The organism is Nioella sp., assembly GCF_965215655.1.
GTDB lineage: Bacteria > Pseudomonadota > Alphaproteobacteria > Rhodobacterales > Rhodobacteraceae > Nioella.
In genome coordinates this window covers 483,500-507,649 of sequence record NZ_OZ244111.1, presented here as the reverse complement: position 1 = coordinate 507,649, position 24,150 = coordinate 483,500, and the positions used below count along the sequence as shown (strand labels likewise).

The window sequence follows — 24,150 nt, the reverse complement described above, 5'->3', positions numbered from 1 at the left end:
GATCATCTGCCGATCATCCCCTTTCCCAACGGGCCACCCTTGGGCCTGATTCGGGGCACCAGAACGGAAAAAGGGCCCCGCGTTTCCGCGAGGCCCGATGACTTGGCTTTCGCCGGAATCAGTCGTCGTTGCCCTTGAGCGCTGCGCCCAGGATATCGCCGAGCGATGCACCGGAATCGGAAGACCCGTACTGTTCGACGGCTTCCTTCTCTTCCGCGATTTCGCGGGCCTTGATCGACAGACCCAGACGACGGGACCGGCCATCCACATTGGTGACGCGGACGTCGATCTTGTCGCCGATCTGGAAGCGCTCGGGGCGCTGTTCGGCACGGTCGCGGCTGAGGTCGGAGCGGCGGATGAAGGACTTCATGCCTTCGTATTCCACTTCGATCCCGCCATCTTCGATCGCGGTGACGGCCACGGTGATGATCGAGCCACGCTTCACACCATCGACGGCATCGGCGAAGGGGTCGCCTTCAACGGCCTTGATGGACAGCGAGATGCGTTCCTTGTCGGTGTCAACCTCGGACACAACCGCCTGAACGACATCGCCCTTGCGGTAGTTGCCGATCACGTCTTCGCCACGGCCTTCCCAGGTCAGGTCGGAGAGGTGAACCATGCCGTCGATGTCGTTGTCGAGGCCGACGAACAGACCGAATTCGGTGATGTTCTTGACTTCGCCTTCGACAACGGTGCCGACCGGGTACTGCTCCTCGAACACTTCCCACGGGTTGCGCATGGTCTGCTTGAGACCGAGCGACACGCGTCGCTTGGCGGTGTCGATTTCCAGCACCATGACTTCGACTTCCTGAGAGGTCGAAACGATCTTGCCGGGGTGCACGTTCTTCTTGGTCCAGGACATTTCGGACACGTGAACCAGACCTTCGACGCCGGGCTCCAGCTCCACGAACGCACCGTAATCGGTGATGTTGGTGACGCGGCCGGTATGGGTCGATTCCAGCGGGTACTTGCCTTCGACCAGGTTCCACGGATCTTCCTGCAACTGCTTCATGCCCAGGCTGATACGGTGGGTGTCCTTGTTGACCTTGATGACCTGAACCTTGACGGTTTCGCCAATGGACAGAACCTCTTTCGGGTCGTTCACACGGCGCCATGCCATGTCGGTGACGTGCAGCAGGCCGTCAACGCCACCCAGATCGACGAAGGCGCCGTATTCGGTGATGTTCTTGACGACACCGTCCACCACGTCGCCTTCAGACAGTTTGCCGATGACCTCGGCGCGCTGCTCGGCGCGGGATTCTTCAAGGATCGCACGACGGGACACAACGATGTTGCCACGGCGACGGTCCATTTTCAGGATCTGGAACGGCTGCTTGAGGTTCATCAGCGGGCCGGCGTCGCGCACGGGGCGCACGTCAACCTGCGAACCGGGCAGGAAGGCCACGGCGCCGCCGAGGTCGACAGTGAAGCCACCCTTGACGCGGCCGAAGATGGCGCCTTCGACGCGCTCTTCGTCTGCATATGCTTTTTCCAGACGATCCCAGGCGGCCTCGCGGCGGGCCATTTCGCGGCTGATGACAGCCTCGCCACGGGCGTTCTCGACCGTGCGCAGGAAGACCTCGACCTCATCGCCGACAGCGATTTCGGGGGCTTCACCGGGATTTGCGAATTCTTTCAGATCAACGCGGCCTTCCATCTTGTAGCCGACGTCGATGATGGCCTGGCCCGCTTCAATCGCGATCACCTTGCCTTTGACAACAGACCCTTCTTCGGGGGTGTCGATTTCGAAGCTTTCGTTAAGGAGGGCTTCGAATTCCTCCATGGTTGCGTTAGCCATGTGGCGTCATTTTCCTTTAGTGGTGTTACTGGCCGCGCGGTTGTCTCCGCCGGTCTTTGAGGTTGGTCTTACGGTCATTTCTCAAACGAATGAGGGCCGGGGAATGACCCGACCCTGCCCGTGTGAGACGTTGACCGCCTGCTTGACGGGCGCTCTATAGCCACTGACGGGGGAAAGAGCAAGCCCGCAACGCCTGTAAATCAAGGGCCGGTATCAGCAGTAGCGCTCTGGCCCGACCCATTGATCCTCGGAATAGCGGTCGCCATGGGCCCACCCGGCGGGCAGCACTGCCTCGATGGCCGCCACGTCGCTGTCTGAGAGGGTCATATTGGCCCCGGCGATATGCTGGCGGAAATGCTCCAGCGACCGTGTGCCGGGAATGGGCAACACGTGATCCCCCTGCGCCAGCGTCCAGGCGATGGCCAAAGCGGCGGCGCTGGTACCCATCTCGGCGGCCAGAGCGCGAAACGCATCGGTTGCGGAAATATTGGCAGGGTAGGTTTCCGGGCTGAAGCGCGGGTTCGCGGCCAGGAACGGCAGGTCCTGCACTGCCTCCCAAGTGAGCGGGGTATCCGTCAGGAAGGACCGACCCACGGGCGAGAAAGCCACGAATGTCGCCCCGATCCGCGCGCAGCCCTGGATGAGCCCCAGTTCCGGCGATCGGGTGGACAGAGAATATTCCGACTGAACCGCCGCAATCGGGTGCACCGCATGGGCGCGGGCCAGCGTTGTCGGCGAGATTTCCGACAGGCCGACGGCCTTCGCCTTGCCCTTCCTGACCAGCGCCCCAAGCGCCTCTGCCGTTTCCTCGATGGGAATGCCCTTGTCCCGGCGATGCGCATAGAAAAGGTCCACCGCCTCGACCCCAAGCCGCTTGAGGCTCGCATCCAGCTCCGCCTCCAGATGCTCCGGATCGTTGCGGAAGATGCGGTTGCCCTCCCCATCCCGCGTGATCGCGGCCTTGGTGGCAATGGTGAAATGGTTGCGCGCCTCTGGCCGCGCCCGCAGGTAGTCACCGATCACCCGTTCGGACCGCCCCATTCCATAGACATTGGCGGAATCGAGGTGCGTCACGCCTGCCTCCATCGCCTCATCAAGAATGGCGAACGAGTTTTCATCCGTCGTGGCCCCGTAGAAATCAGAGAACGACATCGCCCCGTAGCCGAGGCAGGAGACTATCGGTCCGGATTGGCCAAGCCTGATCTGTTTCATCAGGGCATCCTTTGGGAAATTGCCGTGATCGCCGCCACGAAAGCCTGCTCAATCGTCATGTCCGACGTGTCGATCCTCACGGCATCCTCTGCGGGTTTCAGCGGCGCCGTCGCCCGGGCGCTGTCACGCGCATCGCGTTCGCGCAGCTCCGCCAGAACCTCGTCAAAGCTGCTCTCGCGCCCGTTCGCAACTAGTTCCTTGTGCCGCCGTGCCGCGCGGGTTTCGTCCGATGCGGTGATATAAAGCTTTGCCTCCGCCTCGGGGCAGATCACCGTGCCGATATCGCGCCCGTCCAGAACCGCGCCGCCCAAGCGCCGGGAAAAGGCGCGCTGAAAGTCCAACAGCGCCGCGCGCACCTGTGGCATCACGGCCACCTTGCTGGCTGCCTGCGCCGCCTCGGCCCCGCGCAGGTCGGGATGGTCCAGATCCTCGGCAGTCAACGTTTCTGCCGCCGAAACCGGATCCTCGCCATCCAGCATCCGTTGCCCCACGGCGCGATACAGCAGCCCCGTATCCAGATAGGCAAAGCCGAAATGATCCGCCACCGCCCGCGCGATGGTTCCCTTGCCCGCCGCTGCGGGTCCGTCGATTGCAACCGTGAAAGCCATGATCCTAGGGCTAGCCCCGCCCGCGCCCCGGTGCAAGCCCGATCAGGCGACAACCCGCGTCGTCAGGGCCGGGTCATATCCGTCGGACTGGGGCAGATCCTCGGGGATATCGTAGTAATCCCCCTTGTCGGCACAGAAGATATGGCCGGCGATCTGCAACCCTGTCGGCCCATCAATCGTGCCCGCGAAGATCGACAGGTTCTCGCCCTCGCCGTCCCAGAAGAGATTGCTGCCGCATGTCCCACAGAACCCGCGCCGCGCTGAGGCGGAGGACTGGAACCACGTCACCTCCCCCGTCACCGCGATCTGGTCCCGATGCGCGGATGTGGCCGCAACATGGTGGCCGGATGTCTTGCGACACTGGGTGCAGTGGCAGGCGATCACGGGCCGGAGCGGACCGGTGACGGCGAAACGAACGCCGCCGCACAGGCAAGATCCGTTGGTCACGGGGCCATCTCCTCGCTCGACCGGCCCTGCGCATAGCAAGGCACGCCATCATCACACCGGTAGTAGTCGCCCTTGTCGGCATAGAAGATATGCGCGTCGATGCTCAACCCAGTGGGATTGTCCATGGTTCCGGCAGAGACATAGGCCAGCCCGTCGAATTCCTCCCAGATCATGTAGCTGCCGCAGGTTCCGCAGAACCCGCGCCGGGCCTTTCCGGGGGTGGAGTCGTACCAGCTCAGCTCACCCTCAAGCGCCAGATCCTCCCATTTGACCGGGGTCGCGGCGCTGAAATGGCCCGTGGACGTCCGGCATTGGGTGCAATGACAGGGGGTGACGGGACCAAGCGGCACCTCGATCCGATAGTGGATCGCTCCACACAGGCAGCTTCCGGTGATCATATGCGTCCCTTCCGGCGGTTTCAGGGCAAGGACAGCACGGCCCCTGCCACGATGTCACGCCGGAAAGCGACATATCACGCGCCGGTTCGTTCCAGCGACGCGCCGAGCGATTCCATCAGCGGCTCGAAGATCGGGAAGCTGGTGACGATGGGGCTCGCGTCATCCACTCGCACCGGGCTTTGCGTGGACATGCCCAAGCAAAGGAAGGACATGGCGATGCGATGATCCAGATGGCTCTCGGTCAACCCGCCGCCCGGCACATTGCCCGCGCCCATGCCGGTGACGATCCACCAATCGGGGCCGTCTTCGACCGTGACCCCATTGGCGCGCAGGCCCGTGGCCATCGCGTCGATCCGGTCGCTTTCCTTTACCCGCAATTCCTTGACGCCACGCATGACCGTCTGACCGGTCGCATTGGCCGCGACTACGGAGAGGATCGGGTATTCGTCGATCATGCTGGCCGCGCGGGCGGGGGGCACCTCGATGCCCTTCATATTGGGCGAGTATTTCGCGCGCAGGTCGGCAACCGGTTCACCGCCCTCTTCGCGCATGTTTTCGAATGTCAGGTCCGCACCCATATCCTGCAGCGTATAGAACAAACCGGCGCGGGTTGGGTTCAGGCCGATATTGGGCACCAGCACATCCGAGCCCGGCACTATGAGCGCCGCACAGACCGGGAAGGCCGCCGAGGACGGATCGCGCGGGACGGTGATGGTCTGCGGCTTCAGCTCCGGCTGGCCGGTCAGGGTGATGACTCGGCCCTCATCGGTATCCTCGACGGTGATCTCGGCCCCGAAACCCGCCAGCATCCGTTCCGTGTGGTCGCGGGTGGCCTCCTTCTCGATCACCACGGTCTGTCCGGGGGCATTCAGCCCCGCCAGCAGGACCGCCGACTTTACCTGCGCGCTTGGCACCGGGACCGTGTAGCGCACCGGCACCGGTTCCGCCGCGCCCACAAGGGTCATCGGCAGCCGCCCGCCCTCGCGCCCGACCGACTGGCAGCCAAACAGAGCCAGCGGGTCGGTGACCCGTGCCATGGGGCGCTTGTTGAGGCTCGCGTCGCCGGTGAAGGTCACGGTGATCGGACAGGTCGCCATCGACCCCATGATCAGGCGCACACCGGTGCCCGAATTGCCGCAGTCGATGACGTTATCAGGTTCCGCAAACCCGCCAACACCCACGCCATGGACGCGCCATTCGCCATCGCCCACACGCTCCACATCGGCGCCGAAGGCCTGCATCGCCTTGGCGGTGTCGAGCACGTCCTGGCCTTCCAGAAGGCCGATGATCCGCGTCTCGCCCACAGCCATGGCCCCAAGGATCAGGCTGCGATGCGAGATCGACTTGTCACCGGGCACATCGGCAATGCCGGACAGCGGCCCCGAGGGGTGCGAGGTCATGGGAACGGGGCTGCCGTGGCCGGACATGGGCGCGTCTCCTGCATAGGGTTCGAGCCGGGTGATAGCGCCTGACAGGGGGGGCGTCCACTCCCCTCTTTGCACGCTGTCGCTGATGGGTCCGGGTCCGGGTCGCCGCCTTCGGCGTCGATCCGGGAACGGACGTGCTCACACCCCCTTTGGGGGCATTCGCCCACCCGTGGGGGGGCGCTGCCCCCGCCGCTTCGCGGACTCCCCCGAGGTATTTTTGCCAAGATGAAAGGGGATCAGCGCTTGCGGAAGGTCAGGTAGTGCGGTGTTCTGCCCTCTCTCAGCGCCTTTTGCTCGTAGCGGGTCGAGATCCAGTCGCCCCAGGGCACGCGCCAGTCATCCGGCCCCTCTGCCAGCCAGTCGAACCCGTGGCGCGGCACTTCTTCCAGCGTTTGGCGGACATAATCAGGGATATCGGTCGCCACGCGGAAGATCGCACCGGGTTTCAGCACGCGGGCCAGCGGTTCCAGATGTTCGGGCGTCACGAAACGGCGGCGGTGGTGGCGTTTCTTGGGCCAGGGATCGGGGTAGAGCAGGAAGGCGCGCGAGATGCTCGCTTCGGGCAGCACGTCGAACATGTCGCGCACATCGCCAGGATAGACGCGCAGGTTGCCCACACCTGCCTCGCGAATCTTGCCGAGCAGCATGGCGACGCCGTTTATGAAGGGCTCGCAGCCGATGATGCCGATATCGGGGTTCTGCACGGCCTGATGCACCATGTGCTCGCCGCCGCCAAAGCCCACCTCCAGCCACACATCCCGCCCGCCGAAAAGCGCGTCCAGATCGAGTGGCACCCGGTCCGGGTTCTCGTCCCAGTCGACCGCGCCCGGCGAGAGACCGGCCAGATCCTCCTCCAGGTAGGTTTCCTGGCTGTCGCGCAGGGTCTTGCCCTTGCGGCGGCCATAGAAATTGCGCCACGGGGCTTTGGGGTGTTTGTGCTGGTCGCTCACGCTGTCGCCTCGATTGCCGGATCAGCCGCGGGACATAGCGGCAAAGCGATCCGGGCTCAACCGCCCCGTGCGCGGCGTTCGCGGGCTTCGATGCCGCTGAAAGCCGACCAGATGAACAGCCGGAAGATCGGCACCTGCATGAACAGCCCCACGGCAATCAGAACCCCGATCATTTGTCCCTGTTCCTGGGGCAGGATGCCCGGCACCCGCCAGCCGATCACATATAGCGCGATGGCAATAGCCATATGAACCAGCATCGCCAGCGCCGCCCAGACCAGGGCAAACTTCCAGGCTGTGCCGCCGCTTGCCCGTCCGCCCTCATTGTCCAGATAGCTTTGAGCGAACCACTGGAAGGGTACGATCATCGCCCCGATGGCACCACCGATCATGGCACCACGCAGGATCGCCCCGTCAAAGCGAAGCCCCGCGACCTGCACCAGAAGGTAAAAAATGATCGCGATCGTTGCCGCAAAGATCGCGTAGTGCTTGATGAAATTCAGCGTGTAGGGATGTTTGGCGCTGCCCATCCTGTAAACTCCCAAAAAAGAAGACGACGCCCGTTCCGGGGCGTCGCCATTCTTTAGCACAAGTCGCGCGGCCTGTTAAACGGCGGCTTTCAGGGCCTCGACCAGATCGGTCGCTTCCCAGGAGAACCCGCCATCGGCCTCGGGCGCGCGTCCGAAATGGCCATAGGCTGCCGTGCGTTGGAAGATCGGCTTGTTCAGCCCCAGATGGGTGCGGATGCCGCGCGGGGTCAGGTCCATGCACTGGGCCACGGCCTTCTCGATGGCCGATTCATGCACTTTGCCGGTGCCATGGGTGTCCGCGTAGATCGACAGCGGTTTGGCCACGCCGATGGCATAGGACAGCTGCAACGTACAGCGATCGGCCAGACCTGCGGCCACGACGTTCTTGGCAAGATAGCGCGCGGCATAGGCGGCGGACCGGTCCACCTTGGTCGGATCCTTGCCGGAAAACGCGCCGCCACCGTGGGGGGCCGCGCCGCCATAGGTGTCGACGATGATCTTGCGTCCGGTCAGGCCCGCATCGCCATCGGGTCCGCCGATGACGAATTTGCCGGTCGGGTTCACATGCCATTCGGTCGCGGCGGTCAGCCAGCCCGCGGGCAGGGTTTCGCGGATGTAAGGCTCCACGATGGCGCGCACGTCGTCCGAGCTGAGGCTTTCATCCAGATGCTGGGTGGACAACACGATGGACGTGACCTCGACCGGCTTGCCATCCTCGTAGCGCACAGACAGCTGCGACTTGGCGTCAGGGCCAAGGGCCGGTTCCTGACCGGATTTGCGCACCTCGGCAAGACGCCGCAGGATCGCGTGCGAATACTGGATCGGCGCGGGCATCAGATCGGGCGTTTCATTGGTGGCGAAGCCGAACATGATGCCCTGATCGCCCGCACCTTCATCCTTGTTGTCCGCCGCATCCACACCTTGCGCGATATGGGCAGATTGCTCGTGCAGAAGGTTGGTGATCTCCACCGTCTTCCAGTGGAACTTGTCCTGCTCGTAGCCGATGTCGCGAATGCAGTCGCGGGCGATCTCGTCGATACGCCCCATGTACTCTGTCAGCTTGGACTGATCCGACAGGCCAACCTCGCCGCCGATCACGACGCGATTTGTGGTGGCGAAGGTCTCACAGGCGACCCGCGCCTCTGGCTCTTGGGCAATGAATGCGTCGAGAACCGCATCGGAAATGCGGTCGCAGACCTTATCGGGGTGCCCTTCCGAAACGGATTCGGAAGTGAAAATGTAGTTGTTGCGCGACATGGGAAGTGCTCCGTTACCTGTTATCGCCACCACGCCAGGAAGCCGTTGTGGGGCGGTTATGCAAGCGCCTTACGCGCTTTGCGTGGCGGGATCAATGGCGCTGTCGCCGTTTCGCCAGCATCACGCCGCAAGACAAGCCAAGCAGCAACACCCAGATGGGCCAGTCCCCGGTTCGGGCGTACACCGTGGCAGGCAGCGGCGGCGGCAGCCGCAGGTCGAGCTCACCATGTTCGCCCAAGGGAAGCGCCGCCAGAACCTGCCCGCGCGCGTCGATCACCGCAGAGACGCCGGTATTGGCCGCCCTCAGCAATGGCAGACCCTGTTCCGCCGCGCGCAGCTGTGCCAGCTCCAGATGCTGGAAGGGACCGGAGAACTCTCCGAACCACGCGTCATTGGTGATTTGCAGCAGCCAGTCGGGGCGGTCGACCTGCCGGATATAGCCGGGGAAAATCGTCTCGTAGCAGATCATCGGAAAAGCCTGCCCAAGCGGGCCGAGATCCAGCAAAGCCGGGCCGTCACCGGGGGTATAGCCGGTGCCTGCGACCTCGGCCAGGCCGCGCAGTCCCATGGCACGGGCCATCCCGGTCAGCGGGATATACTCGCCGAAGGGAACGAGGTGATGCTTGTCATAGGTCGCGGCCAACCCGCCGTCCCGGTCCAGCAGGAACAGCGAATTGCGCACCATTCCGTCCTGCAATCTCTGCCCGCCGACGATCACCCGCGCCGCGCCTGAGGCCTGCCCGATCGCCTCGCGCCATGGCTCGGAATTGCGCAGCAAAGCGGGCAACGAGGTTTCCGGCCAGATCACCAGATCGGGCGGCGCATCGAGTTGTGGATCGGCGGCGGTCAGTTCCAGAGAACGGCGGAAGAAGACCGGGATCATGTCGGGCAGCCATTTCAGATGCTGCGGGGCATTGGGCTGGATCAGGCGGATCACGGCGGCGTCTTCATCGGCCGGAGGTGCAGGGGGGGTCATCATGCCAAGCCCCAATGCCCCCGCAACCGCGACACCGGGAAGCGCCACAAGCATCAGCCGCGACCAGATCGCCGCCGCCAACCCCGCCGCCAGTATCAGGGTCAGCAAGGTCAACCCGTGCGGCCCGACCCAGGCTGCAAGCCCCATCAGTGGGCTGCCGATCCAGATATGTCCGGGATGCGCCCAGGGAAAACCGGTGAGGATCGAGGCCCGCAGAAGCTCGGCCGCACTCAGCGCCAAGGCCCAGGCCAGGGCACGCAGCCCCCCCGGTTGCGTCACGCGGACCGACACCGCCGCAGCCGCGCCCCAGAACAGGGCCAAACCGGCGGACATCAGGATCAGGGCGAAGGGCGCCATCCAGCCATGCCGCCAGGGGTCGACGAAAAAGGGTTCGACAATCCAGTGCAGCGACACGGCGAAATAGCTCGTGCCGCCTGCCAGACCCGTCCAGAATGCCGACCGCGCTGTGCCGACAGGCATCAGGGACAGGGCAAGCCCGGCAAAGCCGATCAGGGACAAGAACGGAAGATCGAAGGGCGCAAGCCCTGTTGCAGCCAGCCCCCCCGCGAAAAAGGCAAGCCCGAACCTCTGGCGCGCAGCACGACCAGACAGCCAGCAGAAAATCCCTGTCACCCGTAATGCCCCTTGGGCAGACGAATCCGCAAACGCTTGATCCGGCGCGGATCGGCATCGACAATCTCGATCTCGGGGCCCGCCGGATGCGGAATGACTTCGCCTCGGGCCGGGACGCGCCCCGAGAGGACAAACACCAACCCGCCGAGCGTGTCGATCTCCTCGTCGTCAAGCCCTTCGGTCAGATCGACGCCAACCGCCTCCTCGAACTCGTCCAGCGGTGCCTTGGCCCTGACAAGCCAGCAGCCGGGGGCTTCTTCCGACCAAAGCTTGTCTTCCTCGACGTCATGTTCGTCCTCGATCTCACCGATGACCTGTTCGATCAGATCCTCCAGTGTCACCAGACCGTCCACACCGCCATATTCGTCGATCACAAGGGCCATGTGAATCCGCTCGGTCTGCATCTTTTGCAGCATCACTCCAATGGGCATGGATGGCGGTGCATAGAGCAGCGGCCGAAGCATTGAGCCGAGGTCGATGACCTTGCCGCCACCATTGAAGCCGTAAGTCAGGGCCAGGTCCTTGAGATGAACCAGCCCGATCGGCGTGTCGAGCGTACCCTCATAGACCGGCAGACGGGTATAGCCGCTGTCGCGGAACACTTTGACAAGATCGGCAAGCGCGATATCGACCGGCACCGCGGTGATTTCTGCACGTGGAACCGCCACGTCATCCAGCCGCATCCGGCGCAGATTGTACACCGAGATCGCCGCATGCGCCGCAGAGCCGGCGGCGTGCGCGGGTTGCCCGTTCGTTTCAATGGGTTCGGGGGATTGGGTGTTGCCAAAGAGCCGGGCCAGAAGGCCGGGTCTCTGGTCTGAACTGTCGTCCGTCTCCTGCGCGCCTTGCGCTGCGCTAGAGGAGGACTCGGGGGAGTCGTTCATGGATCCTTTCCAAGGACAATTGCCGGGCCTGAAAACCCGTTGGCCCTAATATGGGTCAGGGATGCCCATGGTTGCAAGGATACGCGTCTCGATTGCCTCCATATGGGCGGCATCGGCGTCATTTATGTGATCAAAACCCAACAGGTGCAAGGTCGCGTGGACCAGCAGGTGGCTGACATGGTCCGAAAAGGGCTTGTCCTGCTCACTGGCCTCGCGGGCACAGGTCTGGAAGGCAATAGCGATGTCGCCCAGTTCGTGCGGGGGGCCGTCAGGGTCAGGATCGGGCAACTCCGGACTGGCCCCGATGGGCAGGTCGATGTCCTCAGACGGCCAGGATAGGACATTGGTGGCAGTTGGCTTCGCGCGAAAATCGCCGTTCAACTCGGCAATCCGCGCATCATCGCAAGCCAGGATCGCGATTTCGAAGCGCTCTGAATCAAGGCCAAGCTCTGCCAGAGCAGCAGAGCAGACCTGTTGTGCCATGACGTCCAGATTTACCGCCTCCCATTCCGGGGCCTCGATGATCACATCCACCAGAGCGGTCCCGTTCACAGCGCGCACCGAACAGAAGAATTTTCCAGAAAATTCTTCCAACTCCCAAAAATCTTCAGGAAGATTTTTGCAGCCCTCGAAAAATCTTGCATGAAGATTTTTCCTTCACCCGCGTTCCGCCGGATTATCTGCGTCATAGGCTTCGATGATTTTCGCAACCATCGGGTGACGCACCACATCCTTGGCGGTAAAATAGTTGAAGCTGATGCCCTTGACCCCTTCGAGGATACGCTCCGCCTCCCGAAGGCCGCTGGTTACGCCGCGGGGCAGGTCGACCTGGCTGCGATCGCCGGTGATCACCATGCGACTGCCCTGCCCAAGACGGGTCAGGAACATTTTCATCTGCATCGAGGTGGCATTCTGCGCCTCATCCAGCACCACATAGGCATTCGACAACGTCCGCCCCCGCATGAAGGCGAGCGGTGCGATCTCGATCCGCTTTTCCTCGATCAGCTTGGCCAGTTGCTTGCCCGGCAGGAAGTCGTTCAGCGCGTCATAGAGCGGCTGCATGTAGGGATCGACCTTGTCCTTCATGTCGCCGGGCAAATAGCCGAGCTTCTCGCCCGCCTCGACCGCCGGGCGGCTTAGGATTATGCGGTCCACATGGCCGTTGATCATCTGGTTCACCGCAACGGCCACCGCCAGATAAGTCTTGCCGGTGCCCGCCGGGCCGATGCCGAAGGCCAGTTCATGCCCATAGAGCGCGCGGACATAATCCTGCTGCGCCTTGGTGCGCGGTTCGACCGTTTTCTTACGGGTCTTGATTTCCAGATCGCCTGTCTGGAACATCTCCATCTGGTCGCCATCGCGGGTGCCTGTGTCTTCCCCGGAATTGCCGAGCCGGACCACCGCGTCGATATCGCCGGGGTCGATCGAACGACCCGACTCGGCGCGTTGATAGAGCGATTGCAGCGCCTGCGCGGCCTCGTCCCGCGCGCCGCCATGGACGGCCAGCGCATTCCCGCGCCGCACGATCTGCACATCCATCAGATGTTCGATCTGCGCGAGATTGCGGTCAAACTCGCCGCAAAGCTCTATCAAAAGTCTGTTTTCAGGGAATTCCAGAACGCGTTCCAGAGAGGCGTCTTCGGGTGGCGGAGGCAGCGTGGTAGTCGCCAATGGGGTCTCCCGCGTCGAGGGTTTGGATCCAGTGTGGCAACAGAGCCGGACCAACGCAACCACTTGTGTCCCATTCCCCGCAATTTCCCCATATCGTGATGAAATAGCGGGCAGAACAAGATCGGGCGGCACCGATCCGGCACCGCCCTCACCCTTGCTTTCAAAGCTCGCTCAACGCCGGTTCGGCACCCAGTCCCGGATCCCGGCAGCCCCGGCACCGGAATCGCCCACGATAGAGCCGGGAGGCGCGATCGGGGTGCAGACCGGCAGGCCTGTCACCGGATCGCGGCGCGCATCGATATAGCCTTCCAGCCCGTCATCGACGATCCAGTGGTGGCACCCATCCGGGTCCACCCAGATCCCGGCTTCCAGTTGGGTCAGGCTGCCGGCGTCGCGGCCGCGGTCCTGCGCAATGGCGCGCACGGGGGCAGGGTCATTGGTGGGTGACACGCCCTCGATCGACTCGACGCACCCGGCGAGAACCAGGGCCGAAGCCAGCAGGGCGATTGGTTTCATCGGCTTCAAAACACTCGTCATCTCGGTCACCTGTAACACACGATTTCAACACGGCGGTTCTGCTGCATGTTCGCAGCGCTGGTGTTCGGCACCCTTGGGCGCCGTTCGCCATAGCCGATTTCGCGGGCCACGCGTGCCCCGACCGAACGGGCCACGGCAGCGACCGACGCGGCGCGACGCTGTGACAGGCCCATGTTGTACTCATCCGAGGCGCGGCTATCGGTATGGCCGTAAATCGCGTAGGCAAAGGCCCCTGCGGAGGAGAAGAACTGTTCCAGATGCGCCCGGCCCGCCGCAGTCAGCCGAGAGCTGTCGGTTGCGAAAAGCGTATCGGTATTGGCCACGGCGCAGGTGTTCATCTCCATGCAGATCGGCATGCCGTTTTCGGGATTCACCCGGCCGGTCATGTAGCCCTCGACCCCGCCATCGGCGACCCAGTGCATGCAGCCATCGGGATCGATCCAGATGCCCGGCTCAATGCTGCCGGTCACACCGCCACCGCTTTGGGCGAGGGCCGTACCGGGCAGCATCAGCATCGACGAAAGAGCCGCCGCGGCAGCCAGAATAACGGATCTCAAACCAGGACTTAAAACGCGCATCACCGCGACACCCCCTTGTTACCTTTACACATCCCCGCAGCGTGGCAGCGCATACCGGGGAAAAGCCCATTTATTTGTAACAGTTTATCAGCCCGCCCGGGTTTGGGAAGTCCGAAATTTGCCTGTTGGCCGCCCGAAAATCGGAAACGTGACCGAATCATCGCCCCGGATGCGGGTTGGGTTAATCTGGCAAAACCAGGGCGAAAATGGGTTAACGATGCGGAAAAGAGGCTGCGCCGTTGCGATCCTGAGAACAGTCTTGCCGATGACAGGATACCGTTTCGGCGTTTACCCGGTTTTCTCCGGCCTTCTTCACAGACCTTAACGTTTCGTTAAACTCCGCCGCATGAGTGGGAACGGGTGGCCGAACGAGAGCCTCCCGATCCATTTCCCGGCCGAGCAGTGTGTTGGTACCGCCCGTCAAAGGGCATGTAAAAAGGATTGGGGGAAATGAAAGCTTCACGCAAATCCCTTGCGGCTGTTGCCGCTTTGCTGCTGTCGTCGGCGCCTGTGTCGGCCGACGGTTATCACGAACATGGCCACGGCCATTGGCATGGCAATGATGGCCATACACATTCGAACGTTCAGGTGCAGCGGGTCACGGTCACCATCAGCTGTTTCCGCGGCCCGTGGCAGGATGTGATCTGGGACCGGCCCGAACCGGTCTTTGTCGATAGCCTTGTTGCCGCCGGTTACACCTTCCCCGAGGCGCATGCGATCTCGGAACGGGTGTGCCGCGATATCGACGGGGTGGACGACCCCGGCCACAGCCAGGCGATGCTGGCGCAGATCTTCCGCGATACGCCGCCTCACAGCTCGCATCGGCATATGCAGAACTGACCGGGCAACGGGTGGCGGGGCACAGCGCCCTGCCGCCTCACTCGGCGATCAACTCGCCCTTGAGAGAATTCGGGCCGCTTTCCACGATCTTTACGCGGGCGATCTGGCCCATCAGATGCTCGGGCGCCTGAACATGCACGGCATGCAGGTAGTCCGACTTGCCGACCAGCTGGCCCTCAAGCCGCCCCGCCTTTTCAAAAAGAACCGAGACCTCGCGCCCGACCATGCTGTCCTGCGCGGCGCGTTGCTGTTCGGTCAGCAGGGCCTGAAGACGCTGCAAGCGATCATCGGCGACCGACGCCTCGACCGGCGCTTTCTCGGCGGCGGGCGTGCCAGGACGGGCGGAATACTTGAACGAATAGGCCTGGCCATACCCCACGGTCCGCACCAGATCCATCGTGGCCTCGAAATCCTCCTCCGTCTCGCCGGGGAAGCCGACGATGAAATCCCCTGACAGCAGCAAATCGGGCCGCGCCGAGCGAATGCGTTCGATCAGCGCCACATACTCCGCCGCCGTGTGCTTACGGTTCATCGCTTTCAGGATCCGGTCAGACCCCGATTGCACCGGCAGATGCAGGTAGGGCATCAGCTTGGCGCAATCGCCATGGGCGGCAATGAGGTCGTCTTCCATGTCATTGGGATGCGAGGTGGTGAAGCGGATGCGGTCGAGCCCTTCGATCTTGGCCATTTCCCGGATCAGCCGCGCGAGCCCCCATTCGCCATCGGGTGCAGCCCCATGATAGGCGTTCACGTTCTGGCCCAGAAGGGTGATCTCGCGCACTCCACGCTCCACCAGCTCATTCGCCTCGCGCAGCAGACGCTCCGCCGGGCGGCTGACCTCGGCCCCGCGCGTGTAAGGCACCACGCAGAACGCGCAGAACTTGTCGCAGCCTTCCTGCACGGTCAGAAACGCCGTCGGCCCGCGCTTGGGTTTGCGCGCCTTGGGCAGGTGCAGGAACTTGTCCTCTTCGGGGAAATCGGTGTCGAGCGCCTTCTCGCCCCCCTCCACCGCGCGCGCCATGGCAGGCAGCCGGTGATAGGTCTGCGGCCCCACCACCAGATCGACCATCGGCTGACGGCGCATGATCTCTTCGCCCTCGGCCTGCGCGACGCAGCCCGCCACGCCGATCTTGAGGTCGGGATTGGCCTCGCGCAGGGGCTTCATGCGGCCAAGCTCGGAATAGACCTTTTCAGCGGCCTTCTCGCGGATATGGCAGGTGTTCAGCAGGATCATGTCCGCCTCTTCCGCCGTGCCCACCTGCACATAGCCTTCCGACCCGAGCGCCTCTGCCATGCGTTCGGAATCGTAGACGTTCATCTGGCAGCCATAGGTCTTGACGAACAGCTTCTTGGGCGCGGACATGGGGCGGGCTCCTGTCGGGTTTCAGGCCGCGTGTAGCGCAAGCGCCGCGCTGCTTCAATGCGGGTGGCGAGAGGCGTTTGCAAAATCGCAACCCCGAGGGCAGAGTATGCGCGGGCAGCAAGAACCGGAAACCGGCAGATGAACCATCCGTCCCTCGACCATTTCAGAAGCCAAGCGACGCGGACCCCCCTTGGCAAGGGGCCTTTCGCCATGGTCATTGCCGAGGACGCGACCGAGCTTGCCTCGACACTCGATCACCTGACGCATCTGGGGTTTCGCCGCATCTTCCTGCTGCTGCCAAAGGATGTGGACCTGCCCGAATCCCTCGCCGATCCCGACATCATCGACACGATCCGCCACCCCACACGCCAGCCGGGCACCGTGCAGGCCGCCGTCAACACCCTGATCAGGCTGGTGCCGGGGGAATGGATTCACTACTGCTTCAACGCTGAATACCTGTTCTTTCCGTTCTGCGAACAGCGCCGGGTGGGCGAGGCCCTGGCCTTCGTGATGGAAGAACGACGCAATTCGGTTCTGGGCTATGTGGTCGACCTCTATGCAGAGGATCTGACCCACTGCCCAAATGCGGTGTCGCTGGAAAGCGCGCATCTGGACAGCTCCGGCTACTACGCCGAAACCCGCCGCAAAGCTGATGACGATGTGCTGGACCGGCAGCTCAATTTCTACGGGGGTCTGCGCTGGCGGTTCGAGGAACATGTGCCCGAAGCCAAGCGCCGCATCGACCGGCCGGCGCTGTTCCAGGCGGCCGAGGGGCTGACCCTGCGCGAGGACAACACCCTGTCCATCGAGGAAATGAACACCTATTCCTGTCCCTGGCACCATTCCATGTCCGCCGCGATCTGTTCCTTCCGGGTCGCCAAGGCGCTGCGGTCAAACCCCGGTTCGCGCCATGACGTGGACAGTTTCCGCTGGCACAAGTCGACGCGGTTCTACTGGTCCTCACGCCAGTTGATGGAGCTGGGGCTGATGGAACCGGGACAGTGGTTCTGACCGGCACAGCAATAGGCCCTGCCCGGCTAACCCGATCTTAACCCCGATCTGTCATCCTGATCGCCGGTTAACCGATTCTCTCGCGTGACCCGGTCAGCCGCCCAACCCGAAGACCACCTGACGAAGGTGCAGGCACGGACAGCTCCAAGGCTCGCCAGACCACGTCTCTCACGCGCCCCTGCAACGGGCGGCGCCGCCACTTTATGTCCATCCCTTCAGGCAGCACACAGGACATCCCCGAGACAGTGCCGAAACGCCCTCCCCCGCCCGCAAACACACGCGCCGCGGCCCGTTCCCGCGACCCCGCCACAAAAAAGCGCGGCCCCGAGGGACCGCGCAAAGTTCAACGAAGGGATTGCCTGACTGGTCAGGCGGTCTCAGCCTCCAGCGCCGGAACCCCGGCGTCAGAGGTGATCTCGATGCGGCGCGGTTTCAGCGCTTCGGGCACTTCGCGCACAAGGTCGATATGCAGCATGCCGTTTTCATGGGCCGCGCCGGTGACCTTCACATGGTCAGCGAGCGTAAAGCGTTTCTCGAAGGCGCGGGTGGCAATGCCGCGATGCAGGTAGGTGCGCGGCGTCTCGTCCTTTTCCTTGCGGGCAGACACGACAAGCGCATTCTCGCGCTGCTCGACGCTCAGTTCCTCGCCGGAAAAGCCCGCGACGGCGACGGAGATGCGATAAGCCGCGTCGCCCGTCTTCTCGATATTGTAGGGAGGATAGGTGCTGGTGTTCACATCCTGGCTCATGACGCGGTCGAGCATGTCTGCGACGCGGTCAAAGCCGACGGAGGCACGGAAAAGCGGCGAAAAATCCTGGGTTCTCATATGGGTGATCCTCTTCTCTTGAGCGATACCTGATTTTGTGGACGGTCTGATACGACCCGCCCGGGTGACACATCCGGCCCCTGTTGCGGGCACCGGACACCTTACGATCTGGGATGCGACCCGCCGCGCTTCAAGGGGTCACGCGGATGAAACGCGCACCCAGTTCATCCTGGCCGTTATTGCCCATGGTCAGGGTGCGCAGACGCGGTGCTTCGCGCGCGAACACGTCATCGGTGCGGTCCAGCAGATCAAGCAGTGGTGCCAGCCCGCCCTGCAGATCCGCCGCAAGAGCAACAGGATCGTCGCGCCAATGCGCCATGGCCGACACGACCGACACGACGCCGGGATGCCCGCCGCTCGACACGAACACCGGCGCCCCGGACGAGCCGGGCACCACATGGCAGCTCAGCACCTGCATTTCGCCATCTCCGGCCTCCACTGCACAGCCGTTCTCCAGCGATGCATGATCCGCGCGGTCCCGCCCGTAGGACACGACCTGCACAATGTCGCCTTCCGTCGCCCGCCCCCGCGCCGGGATCGGCACCACCTGATTGGACGGGATCGCCCGGTCAAGCTCCAGCAGCGCGATATCGGTGCGCACCCGGTCCAGATCGTCGGGCAGGTCATAGGCATAACCGGGATGCATCACCACCCGGCGCACCCCGCGCAGCGCCAAAGGCTGGCCATTGCGCAGCCCCGCGCCAAAGCGGAACCCGGCCTGAGGCAGTTGCTGTCCTGTGGAGGCATCAAACAGGCAATGTGCCGCCGTCAGCACCAGATCGGCGGCAATCAACGTGCCGGTGCAGAACCCTGCGCCATTGTCAAAACGCCCCACGGCCAGCCACTGCCGATCCAGCCCGTCGCCGGTCACCTCCAGCAAAGGCGGCCCGTCCGGCGCGATGGTCGGCAGGCTCTGCGCGGTGGCGGCGCAGGACATCAGAAGAAAGGCCAGTAAGGCGCGCATCGGCAATCCCGGGTTGATGATCCGGCGCAGGATGCCACCCGACTGGGGCAGAAGTTTGACCCCTCAGCGCAGGATCGGCACTGGTATTTCGCGCTTGCCCTCCGCATCCAGCGCCGGCGGTCGCGGCCCGCCCGTGGCCCAATCGAGCAGCTCGACCGTATGGACAATCGGCACCTCGGTGCCAGAGCCGATCTGCACCATGCAGCCGATATTGCCCGCTGCGATGATGTCGGGGGATTTCGCCTCCAGCGTGCGGATCTTGCGGTCCTTCAGCTTGCCTGAAATCTCGGGCTGAAGCAGGTTGTAGGTCCCCGCCGAACCGCAGCACAGATGCGGGTCCGCAGGCTCCACCACCTTGAACCCGGCCCGCTTCAGCAGGTCCTTGGGATAGGTCTTGATCTGCTGCCCATGCTGGAGCGAACAGGCGGCGTGATAGGCCACGGTCAGGCCCTTGTCGGCCCCTTTCGGCAGATCAAGCTGCATCAGCAGTTCCGAGACATCCATCGCGATGCCAGAGACCGCCGCCGCATCCCCGGCCAGCGAATCGTTACGGAACATATGCCCATAGTCCTTGACCGTGGTCCCACACCCACTGGTGTTGATGACGACGGCATCTAGCCCTTCCCCATCCATCTCGGCCTTCCAGGCGCGGATGTTCTTCGCCGCCGAGGCATGGCTCTCGCTTTCCTTGCCCATGTGATGCGTCAGCGCCCCGCAGCAGCCCTGCCGTTGAGGAATGACCACCTCGCAGCCCAAACGGCGCAAAAGCCGGATCGTCGCGTCGTTGATATCGGTATTCAACGCCTTCTGCGCGCACCCCGTCATCAGCGCCACCCGCTTCCGGCGCTCACCTATCGCGGCAAATACCTGCGGGTCGTCATTGCGGCTGACGGGCGGAATCTGCTTCGGCGCCATTGCCAGCATCGCCTTCAGCCGTGCATCGGGCATCAGGAACGCAAAGGGCCGCCCGATCTTGGCGCCAAGCAACGCCAGCCGGAAGCGGCCGGGATAGGGGATGATCCTGGCCAGCGTCCAGCGCAGCAGCCGGTCCATCAGGGGCCGCTTGTAGGTCTTCTCGATATGCGCCCGCGCATGGTCGACCAGATGCATGTAATGCACACCCGAGGGGCAGGTCGTCATGCAGGCGAGGCAGGACAGGCAGCGGTCCACATGCTTGACGGTTTTCTCGTCCGCAGGCCGCCCGCTTTCGAGCATATCTTTTATAAGATAGATCCGCCCGCGCGGGCTATCCAGCTCATCGCCCAGAACCTGATAGGTCGGGCAGGTCGCCGTGCAAAACCCGCAATGCACGCAGGCGCGCAGGATCTCGTTCGACCGGGCGATCCCGGGGTCCTGCAACTGGTCTTCGGTGAAAAACGTCTGCATCAGCTCATGATCCCCGGATTGAGAAGGCCCTTCGGGTCGAACTGGCGTCGAAGGCCCTCGGAGAGGGTCGCCACCGGCGCAGGCTCGGGCTGGAACACCGGCAGGCGCGCACGGGTTTCCTCGCTGGCCCGGATCAGCATGGCATGGCCCGAGAACGTGCCCAGTTGCGCCCGCAGGTCCGTGCCGTCGGGCACCAAAGCCCAGATCAGCCCGCCACCCCAGTCGAACAGCACGTCGCCACCCGCCCGCGCCGCGATCTCCGGTCCGTCCGAGGGCTTCACCGACACCCGCCAGACATCGCCCGCTCGCCCGTGGAACGGCTCCACATCGCGGACCCAAGTCCATCCCACCAGCACTCGCTCCGGGTCTCTCTCAACCGAAATATCCCCGTACCCGGCCAGCAGCTCCCGCAGCCTATCCGCCCGATAGGCGACACTGTCGGCAAAGCCTTCCAGCCGCAGCATCGTCACCGGATGCCCGTCGATCCCGGCAGGCGTATGGGCCGCGCCCGAGACCTCGAAGGGCGAGCCAAGCGCCCTCGACATCGCCGCCACCGCATCCGCGTTGGACAAGCCATTGAGCAACACGCAGGCCCGCGTTTCCACCCCCGGCAGCACCTTGAAGGCCACCTCGCTCAGCACCCCGAGCGTGCCGTAGCTGCCCGCCATCAGCTTCACGAGATCGTAGCCGGTGACATTCTTCATCACCCGCCCGCCATTCTTCAGAACCGTGCCGCGCCCGTCGACGAAGCGCACACCGATGAGCGAATCCCGGCACGCCCCCGCCTGAATGCGCCGGGGACCGGAGACATTGGCCGCCACCACGCCGCCAATGGTCGGCTCGCCGGTCGTCCCCAACAACCCGCGCATGTCCATCGGCTCGAACGGCAGCCGCTGGTTTTCCGCCGCCAGCGCCGCCTCGGCCTGCGCCAAGGGCGTTCCCGCCTTCGCCACGATGGTCAGCGCACCGGGTTCATAAAGCTCGATGCCGGAAAGCCCCGCGACCGACAACGCCTCCCCCGCCACTGGCCGCCCCACGGGCCGCGTGCCTCCCCCGACAATGCGCAAAGGCCCCTCAGCCCCCGCCACCACCTCACTCAGCTCTTGCTCATCCCTCGGGCTCAGCATCAAAATGCCCTTCCTTCATCTTGGCAAAAATACCTCGGGGGGTGCGGGGGGCTGGCCCCCCGCGGATCGACGCCGTCAGGCGGCGAAATCCCTATGCGATTGCGAAACCGACAGCGGAAACACCTTGGCCGGATTGAGCAGCCATTTCGGGTCGAACACATCCTTCACCCGCATCTGCGCCTCCATATCCGGCCCGGTGAACTGCGCAACCATCAGATCCCGCTTCTCGATGCCCACCCCATGTTCGCCGGTCAGGCAGCCGCCCACCTCGACACAGAGCTTCAGGATGTCGGCCCCGAAAGCCTCGCATTTCTCCAGGTCACCCGGCTTGTTGGCATCGAACAGAATGAGCGGGTGCATATTGCCGTCGCCCGCGTGAAAGACGTTGCCCACGTCCAGCCCGTAGTCCTTCGACATCTCCCCGATCCGGCGCAGCACCAGCGGCAGGGAGGATACCGGGATCGTGCCGTCTAGGCACATGTAGTCGTTGATCTGCCCCATCGCCCCGAAGGCCGATTTGCGCCCCAACCAGATCCGCGCGCTTTCGTCTGCGGATTTGCTTTCGCGAAGTTCAACGGGGTCATGCTTGCGGGCGATCTGGCTGATCACCCCGAGCTGCGCGTCGATCTCGGCCTCGGATCCCTCGACCTCGACGATCAAGAGCGCCTCGCAATCGGGATAGCCCGCCTTGGCAAACGCTTCGGTCGCACGGATGCAGGGCCGGTCCATAAATTCGATCGCCACCGGCAGAACGCCCGCCTTGATGATGTCGGACACGCATTCGCCCGCCACTTCGTTGCTATCATAGCCGATGAGCACGGGCCGCGCGCCCTCGGGCTTGGGCAGGATACGCAGGGTGGCCTCGGTCACGACACCAAGCTGCCCTTCGGAGCCGCAGATGACGCCAAGCAGGTCGAGCCCGCCCGCATCCAGATGCGCACCGCCGATCTCGACCACCGTACCGTCCATCAGCACCATGGTCACGCCCATGAGGTTGTTCGTCGTCACCCCGTATTTCAGACAATGCGCCCCGCCCGAATTCATCGCGATATTGCCCGCGATGGCGCAGGCCAGCTGCGACGATGGATCAGGAGCATAGAAGAAATCCTCCTCCTCCACCGCGCCCGTGACGCTCAGATTGGTCCGCCCGGTCTGCACCCGGATGAAGCGGTTGTCGTAATCCGTCTCCAGCACCTCGTTCATGCGTGCCACGCCCAGGATCACACTGTCCGCCGTCGGCAGCGCCCCACCGGCCAGCGAGGTGCCCGCCCCGCGCGGTACCACCGGCACGCCTTCGTCATGGCAGATCTTCAGCACCGCTGCGACCTCCGCCGTCGTGGAAGGCAGGACCGCAGCCAAGGGCGGGCAGCGATAGGCGGTCAGCGCATCGCATTCATAGGCGCGCACCTCCTCGGGGGCGTCGATCACCGCGTCCGCAGGCAAGGCCGCCTTCAGTCGCGCCACGATCCGGGCCTTGGCCGACAGAACCGACGCATTTGGAATTGGCATTTCCATAGTGACCCTCCCTTGATTTGGTAAATAAATATAACCAATTTACCCCTGTGGCAATAGATAGTGCTCAGATATAGGCTTTCAGCATGCGTTTTATCGACCAGCTCGCCCTTTTCGCCCCGCTCGATGCGCTTGCCGTTGCGCTGACCTTCTCTGCTTGGATCGCGCTCGGCGGGCTGATCGAATCCGACCGGCTCAAACGCCCCTCGGTCACGATCCTGATGATCGGCTATCGCCGCGACTGGATGCGGGAGATGATCACCCGGCAGCCACGCATCTTCGACGCCGCGATCCTGTCGAGCCTGCGCCAGGGGACGAACTTCCTCGCGTCGGCCTCAATGATCGCGCTCGGCGGGCTGCTGGCGCTGATTGGCAATGCCGACCGGCTGCTTGGCGTGGCCGAGGACCTGACCCTGGGCGGGACGCCCACGCTGGTCATCGAGATCAAGCTGATGGCGACCGGCATCTTCCTCCTCTACGCCTTCCTCAAATTCGTCTGGTCCAACCGGCTTTTCGGCTATTGCGCGGTGCTGATGGCCGCCGTTCCAAACGATCCGGAGGACCCACGCACCCTGCCCCGCGCCATGCAGGCGGCCGAGGTCAATATCCGCGCCGCGTTCAACTTCAACCGGGGCCTGCGCGCGCTCTATTTCTCGCTCGGATCGCTGGCCTGGCTGCTTGGCCCGGCGGCGCTAATCGCGGGCACGGCGGTGGTCGGCTACATGATCTGGTCGCGCGAATTCGCCTCCCATTCCCGGCGCATCCTGTTGCCCCCCGCTCAGGAAAACCGCTGAACCCTCGCGCAGATGTCATATGACAGGCCGCCCTTCCGATGGCAGGCTCCCGCCATGCTCCGTCCTGCCGCCACCCTTCTGCTGCTCGCCAGCCCCGCCCTCGCCGATCCCGCCCGCATTGTCGGGGCCGAGGCCGTGCAGGCCGGCACCGGCTGGCGTTTCGAGGTGACGCTGGAGCATGGTGATACCGGCTGGGACGACTACGCCGATGGCTGGCGGGTGGAACTGCCGGATGGCACGATACTGGGCACCCGCGTCCTGACCCATCCGCATGAGACTGAGCAGCCCTTCACCCGCTCCCTGTCTGGTGTCGCGGTGCCAGAGGGAACAGGCACCGTCCAGATCCGCGCCCGCACCAGCCAGACCGGATGGGGGGACGAAACCTTCCCGCTCCCCCTGAACTGACCGCCCTTTCATCTTGGCA

General features: G+C 63.9%; 25 protein-coding genes and 1 riboswitch. Of the genes, 4 read left to right on the top strand and 21 right to left on the bottom strand.

The features are described 5' to 3' along the window. Nucleotides 1–118: 118 nt before the first annotated feature. The 15 genes from rpsA to ACOOEX_RS02485 form a co-directional block, all read right to left on the bottom strand. A complete protein-coding gene (rpsA, locus tag ACOOEX_RS02555; RefSeq protein WP_071691944.1) occupies nt 119–1,798 on the bottom strand; it encodes a 30S ribosomal protein S1 in 1,680 nt (559 codons plus the stop codon). Nucleotides 1,799–2,011: 213 nt separating this feature from the next. Next, nucleotides 2,012–3,010 carry an aldo/keto reductase gene (locus ACOOEX_RS02550; protein WP_420396990.1) on the bottom strand — a complete coding sequence of 333 codons (999 nt, stop codon included), beginning with the start codon at nt 3,008–3,010 and terminating at the stop codon, nt 2,012–2,014. Continuing rightward, complete coding sequence (locus ACOOEX_RS02545) at nt 3,010–3,618, bottom strand: (d)CMP kinase (RefSeq protein WP_420396989.1); 609 nt, start codon at nt 3,616–3,618, stop codon at nt 3,010–3,012. Before ACOOEX_RS02545 ends, ACOOEX_RS02550 begins: the two co-directional genes overlap by 1 nt. Nucleotides 3,619–3,660: 42 nt before the next feature. Beyond that, nucleotides 3,661–4,065, bottom strand: a complete 405-nt coding sequence (locus tag ACOOEX_RS02540; RefSeq protein WP_420396988.1) for a GFA family protein — start codon at nt 4,063–4,065, stop codon at nt 3,661–3,663. Then, on the bottom strand, nt 4,062–4,463 hold the full coding sequence (locus ACOOEX_RS02535) for a GFA family protein (protein ID WP_420396987.1): 402 nt from the start codon (nt 4,461–4,463) through the stop codon (nt 4,062–4,064). The genes ACOOEX_RS02540 and ACOOEX_RS02535 overlap by 4 nt, the downstream gene beginning before the upstream one ends. 74 nt (nt 4,464–4,537) lie before the next feature. Then, the gene (aroA, locus tag ACOOEX_RS02530) at nt 4,538–5,890 is read right to left on the bottom strand and encodes a 3-phosphoshikimate 1-carboxyvinyltransferase (protein ID WP_420396986.1); all 1,353 of its coding nucleotides are present in this window, start codon (nt 5,888–5,890) and stop codon (nt 4,538–4,540) included. A 236-nt stretch (nt 5,891–6,126) separates the two neighbouring features. Continuing rightward, nucleotides 6,127–6,840, bottom strand: coding sequence for a tRNA (guanosine(46)-N7)-methyltransferase TrmB (trmB, locus tag ACOOEX_RS02525; protein ID WP_420396985.1), 714 nt, complete (start codon nt 6,838–6,840; stop codon nt 6,127–6,129). A 56-nt stretch (nt 6,841–6,896) separates the two neighbouring features. Continuing rightward, nucleotides 6,897–7,367, bottom strand: coding sequence for an ABZJ_00895 family protein (locus ACOOEX_RS02520; protein WP_127562348.1), 471 nt, complete (start codon nt 7,365–7,367; stop codon nt 6,897–6,899). 75 nt (nt 7,368–7,442) lie between these two features. Further along, nucleotides 7,443–8,624 carry a methionine adenosyltransferase gene (gene metK / locus ACOOEX_RS02515; RefSeq protein ID WP_420396984.1) on the bottom strand — a complete coding sequence of 394 codons (1,182 nt, stop codon included), beginning with the start codon at nt 8,622–8,624 and terminating at the stop codon, nt 7,443–7,445. Nucleotides 8,625–8,630: 6 nt separating this feature from the next. Further along, a riboswitch (SAM-SAH riboswitch) is annotated at nt 8,631–8,681 on the bottom strand. Between the two features lie 34 nt (nt 8,682–8,715). Next, nucleotides 8,716–10,233, bottom strand: coding sequence for an apolipoprotein N-acyltransferase (lnt, locus tag ACOOEX_RS02510; protein WP_420396983.1), 1,518 nt, complete (start codon nt 10,231–10,233; stop codon nt 8,716–8,718). Next, nucleotides 10,230–11,117 (bottom strand): transporter associated domain-containing protein, encoded by an 888-nt coding sequence (locus ACOOEX_RS02505; RefSeq protein ID WP_420396982.1) that lies wholly within the window; start codon nt 11,115–11,117, stop codon nt 10,230–10,232. The genes lnt and ACOOEX_RS02505 overlap by 4 nt, the downstream gene beginning before the upstream one ends. A gap of 45 nt (nt 11,118–11,162) precedes the next feature. Beyond that, the gene (gene ybeY, locus ACOOEX_RS02500) at nt 11,163–11,600 is read right to left on the bottom strand and encodes an rRNA maturation RNase YbeY (RefSeq protein WP_420398313.1); all 438 of its coding nucleotides are present in this window, start codon (nt 11,598–11,600) and stop codon (nt 11,163–11,165) included. 174 nt (nt 11,601–11,774) lie between these two features. Continuing rightward, complete coding sequence (locus tag ACOOEX_RS02495; protein WP_420396981.1) at nt 11,775–12,788, bottom strand: PhoH family protein; 1,014 nt, start codon at nt 12,786–12,788, stop codon at nt 11,775–11,777. Nucleotides 12,789–12,959: 171 nt separating this feature from the next. Beyond that, complete coding sequence (locus ACOOEX_RS02490) at nt 12,960–13,325, bottom strand: hypothetical protein (protein ID WP_071691057.1); 366 nt, start codon at nt 13,323–13,325, stop codon at nt 12,960–12,962. A 5-nt stretch (nt 13,326–13,330) separates the two neighbouring features. Then, complete coding sequence (locus tag ACOOEX_RS02485) at nt 13,331–13,903, bottom strand: OmpA family protein (RefSeq protein WP_420396980.1); 573 nt, start codon at nt 13,901–13,903, stop codon at nt 13,331–13,333. A gap of 450 nt (nt 13,904–14,353) precedes the next feature. Here ACOOEX_RS02485 and ACOOEX_RS02480 point away from each other — a divergent pair, with 450 nt between their 5' ends. Beyond that, a complete protein-coding gene (locus ACOOEX_RS02480; RefSeq protein ID WP_420396979.1) occupies nt 14,354–14,743 on the top strand; it encodes a hypothetical protein in 390 nt (129 codons plus the stop codon). Nucleotides 14,744–14,780: 37 nt separating this feature from the next. On the opposite strand, the gene miaB is transcribed toward ACOOEX_RS02480, so the two are convergent. Continuing rightward, entirely contained in the window at nt 14,781–16,106 is a 1,326-nt protein-coding gene (miaB, locus tag ACOOEX_RS02475; RefSeq protein ID WP_420396978.1) for a tRNA (N6-isopentenyl adenosine(37)-C2)-methylthiotransferase MiaB, read from the bottom strand. Nucleotides 16,107–16,244: 138 nt separating this feature from the next. On the opposite strand from miaB, the gene ACOOEX_RS02470 reads away from it, so the two are divergent. Then, nucleotides 16,245–17,117 (top strand): hypothetical protein, encoded by an 873-nt coding sequence (locus ACOOEX_RS02470; protein ID WP_420396977.1) that lies wholly within the window; start codon nt 16,245–16,247, stop codon nt 17,115–17,117. A 367-nt stretch (nt 17,118–17,484) separates the two neighbouring features. Here the strand turns inward: ACOOEX_RS02470 and ACOOEX_RS02465 are convergent, their stop codons facing one another. From ACOOEX_RS02465 to ACOOEX_RS02445, 5 genes are all read right to left on the bottom strand, one after another. Beyond that, on the bottom strand, nt 17,485–17,943 hold the full coding sequence (locus ACOOEX_RS02465; protein WP_420396976.1) for an Hsp20 family protein: 459 nt from the start codon (nt 17,941–17,943) through the stop codon (nt 17,485–17,487). Between the two features lie 130 nt (nt 17,944–18,073). After that, on the bottom strand, nt 18,074–18,907 hold the full coding sequence (locus tag ACOOEX_RS02460) for a trypsin-like serine peptidase (RefSeq protein WP_420396975.1): 834 nt from the start codon (nt 18,905–18,907) through the stop codon (nt 18,074–18,076). 63 nt (nt 18,908–18,970) lie between these two features. Beyond that, entirely contained in the window at nt 18,971–20,293 is a 1,323-nt protein-coding gene (gene glcF, locus ACOOEX_RS02455; RefSeq protein ID WP_420396974.1) for a glycolate oxidase subunit GlcF, read from the bottom strand. Further along, nucleotides 20,293–21,417: an FAD-binding protein gene (locus ACOOEX_RS02450; protein ID WP_420398312.1), complete on the bottom strand. Its 1,125-nt coding sequence runs from the start codon at nt 21,415–21,417 to the stop codon at nt 20,293–20,295. Before ACOOEX_RS02450 ends, glcF begins: the two co-directional genes overlap by 1 nt. A 78-nt stretch (nt 21,418–21,495) precedes the next feature. Continuing rightward, nucleotides 21,496–22,935 (bottom strand): FAD-linked oxidase C-terminal domain-containing protein, encoded by a 1,440-nt coding sequence (locus tag ACOOEX_RS02445; RefSeq protein WP_420396973.1) that lies wholly within the window; start codon nt 22,933–22,935, stop codon nt 21,496–21,498. Between the two features lie 83 nt (nt 22,936–23,018). On the opposite strand from ACOOEX_RS02445, the gene ACOOEX_RS02440 reads away from it, so the two are divergent. Continuing rightward, entirely contained in the window at nt 23,019–23,726 is a 708-nt protein-coding gene (locus ACOOEX_RS02440; RefSeq protein ID WP_420396972.1) for a DUF599 domain-containing protein, read from the top strand. 54 nt (nt 23,727–23,780) lie between these two features. Next, a complete protein-coding gene (locus tag ACOOEX_RS02435; RefSeq protein WP_420396971.1) occupies nt 23,781–24,131 on the top strand; it encodes a hypothetical protein in 351 nt (116 codons plus the stop codon). Nucleotides 24,132–24,150 lie beyond the last annotated feature (19 nt).

Coding starts and splice junctions, on each gene's coding strand:
- rpsA (WP_071691944.1), bottom strand. CDS start 1,798: ATGGCTAACGCAACCATGGAGGAATTCGAAGCCCTCCTTAACGAAAGC.
- ACOOEX_RS02550 (WP_420396990.1), bottom strand. CDS start 3,010: ATGAAACAGATCAGGCTTGGCCAATCCGGACCGATAGTCTCCTGCCTC.
- ACOOEX_RS02545 (WP_420396989.1), bottom strand. CDS start 3,618: ATGGCTTTCACGGTTGCAATCGACGGACCCGCAGCGGCGGGCAAGGGA.
- ACOOEX_RS02535 (WP_420396987.1), bottom strand. CDS start 4,463: ATGATCACCGGAAGCTGCCTGTGTGGAGCGATCCACTATCGGATCGAG.
- aroA (WP_420396986.1), bottom strand. CDS start 5,890: ATGTCCGGCCACGGCAGCCCCGTTCCCATGACCTCGCACCCCTCGGGG.
- ACOOEX_RS02520 (WP_127562348.1), bottom strand. CDS start 7,367: ATGGGCAGCGCCAAACATCCCTACACGCTGAATTTCATCAAGCACTAC.
- metK (WP_420396984.1), bottom strand. CDS start 8,624: ATGTCGCGCAACAACTACATTTTCACTTCCGAATCCGTTTCGGAAGGG.
- ACOOEX_RS02505 (WP_420396982.1), bottom strand. CDS start 11,117: ATGAACGACTCCCCCGAGTCCTCCTCTAGCGCAGCGCAAGGCGCGCAG.
- ybeY (WP_420398313.1), bottom strand. CDS start 11,600: ATGGCACAACAGGTCTGCTCTGCTGCTCTGGCAGAGCTTGGCCTTGAT.
- ACOOEX_RS02490 (WP_071691057.1), bottom strand. CDS start 13,325: ATGACGAGTGTTTTGAAGCCGATGAAACCAATCGCCCTGCTGGCTTCG.
- ACOOEX_RS02485 (WP_420396980.1), bottom strand. CDS start 13,903: ATGCGCGTTTTAAGTCCTGGTTTGAGATCCGTTATTCTGGCTGCCGCG.
- ACOOEX_RS02480 (WP_420396979.1), top strand. CDS start 14,354: ATGAAAGCTTCACGCAAATCCCTTGCGGCTGTTGCCGCTTTGCTGCTG.
- miaB (WP_420396978.1), bottom strand. CDS start 16,106: ATGTCCGCGCCCAAGAAGCTGTTCGTCAAGACCTATGGCTGCCAGATG.
- ACOOEX_RS02470 (WP_420396977.1), top strand. CDS start 16,245: ATGAACCATCCGTCCCTCGACCATTTCAGAAGCCAAGCGACGCGGACC.
- ACOOEX_RS02465 (WP_420396976.1), bottom strand. CDS start 17,943: ATGAGAACCCAGGATTTTTCGCCGCTTTTCCGTGCCTCCGTCGGCTTT.
- ACOOEX_RS02460 (WP_420396975.1), bottom strand. CDS start 18,907: ATGCGCGCCTTACTGGCCTTTCTTCTGATGTCCTGCGCCGCCACCGCG.
- glcF (WP_420396974.1), bottom strand. CDS start 20,293: ATGCAGACGTTTTTCACCGAAGACCAGTTGCAGGACCCCGGGATCGCC.
- ACOOEX_RS02445 (WP_420396973.1), bottom strand. CDS start 22,935: ATGGAAATGCCAATTCCAAATGCGTCGGTTCTGTCGGCCAAGGCCCGG.
- ACOOEX_RS02440 (WP_420396972.1), top strand. CDS start 23,019: ATGCGTTTTATCGACCAGCTCGCCCTTTTCGCCCCGCTCGATGCGCTT.
- ACOOEX_RS02435 (WP_420396971.1), top strand. CDS start 23,781: ATGCTCCGTCCTGCCGCCACCCTTCTGCTGCTCGCCAGCCCCGCCCTC.